3 protein-coding genes and 1 pseudogene are annotated in these 2,391 nt (G+C 67.4%); all 4 read right to left on the reverse strand.

All coding sequences use genetic code 11. From position 1 onward, the window contains the following. A pseudogene (locus AC1DU6_RS27645) lies at positions 1 to 420 on the reverse strand (hypothetical protein); the annotation flags it as partial. Positions 421 to 446: 26 nt separating this feature from the next. Beyond that, entirely contained in the window at positions 447 to 1,292 is an 846-nt protein-coding gene (locus AC1DU6_RS27650) for a ThuA domain-containing protein (protein ID WP_477861035.1), read from the reverse strand. Positions 1,293 to 1,368: 76 nt separating this feature from the next. Then, positions 1,369 to 2,169: a DODA-type extradiol aromatic ring-opening family dioxygenase gene (locus AC1DU6_RS27655; RefSeq protein ID WP_457322132.1), complete on the reverse strand. Its 801-nt coding sequence runs from the start codon at positions 2,167 to 2,169 to the stop codon at positions 1,369 to 1,371. Positions 2,170 to 2,243: 74 nt separating this feature from the next. After that, on the reverse strand, positions 2,244 to 2,378 hold the full coding sequence (locus AC1DU6_RS27660; RefSeq protein ID WP_477861037.1) for a PEP-CTERM sorting domain-containing protein: 135 nt from the start codon (positions 2,376 to 2,378) through the stop codon (positions 2,244 to 2,246). Positions 2,379 to 2,391: the final 13 nt, after the last annotated feature.

Below are 2,391 nucleotides of genomic sequence, written 5' to 3' on the forward strand. Positions count from 1 at the left end.
CCGCAACGGGCGATAGGGTTGCCAGGCACCGAGCAGCAGACCGKCGTTGGATTGGTGGTCGGCCATGCGCAGCAAGGCAGGCGCGTCCAGCCCTTCCTSCCAGCGCGAGGCGACCAGTTCMACAGCGAYGCACATGGATTGCGCCCTCCCATCCGCGTCAATGCGCAGCGCCACCTCGGCCTCGACACCAAGCAGTGACGTTCCGGGGACGGGGTTGACTGGCGAATGGCTGAACGGACCCTGGGCGCTGGCGCCGCCGGACTTCCAGCGGTCGAAGCGCCAGTACAGCGCCCGGGCGATGCCGTCTTGCACGGCATAGGCATCGGCCTCGTCACGTACGGCGTGGGTCCAGTCGGCGGCACTCAAGCGGCTGCCGTCACGGTGGCAGGCAACCAGGGCATCGATCAGGGCTTGCGTCATGGCTTGAAGTGGAGCAGCGAGTGGCCTTACTTCTTCTTGGCGTAGCCGGGTTGGTCGACTTTGCCGGTGGCCCAGAGAATGCCTTGGGTGACCAGGTCCAGATAGCGGGCGTCAGCGACGGTGGCCGTGGTGTGACCGAGTGAGGTGCTGAACACGCGCGTCTTCTTCGGGCCGAATTCGTTCGTCCAGACGACGACCGTTTCGACGGCCTGTGCTTCTTCGGTCACGCTGCCGTCGGGCTGCCGCCTGCTTTGCTTGACGATCTGCCTGCCCTTTGCGAGCGCTTTGCCATCGAGGATCTGGACGTTGTTGTAGAGCTCCTCATTGACGGTGGTCCAACCGTCGAGCGTCCTCGTGATCGGGTGATCCTTGTCGACGAAGGTGATCGCGATGGGTTCATTCGGTCCGTGGCCGGTCGATTGCAGGCCGAGGTATTCGTACCACTGGGCGTTGTCCGCACCGCGGGCTACCGGCTGGGTGTAGTCGCCAGAGCGAAAGCTGTGCATCGCGCAGTGCAGATTGACGCCGGGCATGCCGTCCAGATGGGGTTTCAAGACGCTTTTGAACGAGCTGGGGTCGCGCGGGTCGGCTGCGCACTCGTCGTGGATGACCACGTCGTAGCCACGCGCGTAGTCGGGGTTGCCGAAGAGGGGCAGCGGGGGGCTGCCGGTGGTGTTGTCGCTGTGCATTTGATCCACGACGATGTTCGCGCGCGCCTCAATGCCCGATTTCAGCAGGTCCTTTTGCGCACCGTAGTCGTGGCAGCAGCCGCCGGTGATGAGCAGGGCACGGATGGGTTTCGGTGCGTCCGCCGCGAACGCGGGGAGGGCGCCGAACGCAAAAGCCAGGGCAAGGACGTGAGGAGGTTTCATAAGGACCTGTGGCGAGGAAGCGGCGTGGGCGAATCTAGCACCCAGGCGCTCCTCGCGATCAGGCCTGCACGGCGAGTCATCCGAAGCGGAAACTCGACGCCGTCACGCCGCCCATGAATTCAGTCTCGTGATAGTGGCAGGCGGCGGTCTCGCCCTCGGCGGCGCCAGCGGCCACCATCAGCGGCAGCAGATGCTCCTCGCGCGGATGGGCCAGGCGGGCAGCGGGTGCCTGGGCCCAGGCCTGCAGGCGCTCAGCACGGCCGGCCGGAGAGGGCAGGGTGGACTGCAGCCAGGCATCAAAGGCGGCGGACGGCTCACGGCCGGCCGAGCCGTAGAGGCGCAGGTTGTGGAAGCTGAAGCCGCTGCCGAGGATGAGCACGCCTTCGTCGCGCAGCGGCGCCAGGGCGCGGCCCAGCGCGATGTGTTCGACCGGGTTCAGGCCGCGCTTGAGCGACAGCTGCACGACGGGCACGTCGGCGTCGGGGTACATCGGTACCAACGTGCAGAAGGCGCCGTGGTCGAAGCCGCGTTGGGCGTCGCGGGCGGCGGGCAGGCCGGCGGCCTGGATCAGTGCGACAACACGCTCGGCCAGCGCCGGATCGCCCGGTGCCGGGTAGACCACCTCGTAGGTGTGGGCCGGGAAGCCGCCGTAGTCGTAGAGCATGCCCGGTGCGGGCGAGGTCATGACAGTGAAGGCGGCCTCTTCCCAGTGGGCCGAGATCATCAGGATGGCCTTCGGCTTGGCCGGCAATGTGGCCGGTAGGGCTTGCAGCGAGGTCTCAAGCCTGGCGTGGGCGCGACGGTAGTCGCCGTCCATGAACGGCCAGGGGCCGCCGCCGTGGGAGAGGAAGAAGCTGGGCAGGCGAGGGGTTTGCATGCCCATAAGACTAGGCCCGCTTGCGCGGGCCTGGGTTCAGTCGGCTTGATGCCGGCGTTCGCAAAAGCCGAACGTCAGCCGCGGCGACGGCGGGAGGCTGCGAGGGCCGCCACGCCGGCCAGGCTCAGCAGCGCCAGGTCGGCCGGCTCGGGCAGACGGCCTGGATCGGTGGTGATGGAGGTGTCGTTGGCCAGCCGCCAGTTCAGGATGTCGTGGTTCTGG

The sequence above is a fragment of the Roseateles sp. P5_B10 genome (genome assembly GCF_056400485.1).

Bases quoted from the DNA above. Each gene is read 5' to 3' on its own strand.
- AC1DU6_RS27655 (WP_457322132.1), bottom strand. From the start codon at position 2,169: ATGCAAACCCCTCGCCTGCCCAGCTTCTTCCTCTCCCACGGCGGCGGC.
- AC1DU6_RS27650 (WP_477861035.1), bottom strand. From the start codon at position 1,292: ATGAAACCTCCTCACGTCCTTGCCCTGGCTTTTGCGTTCGGCGCCCTC.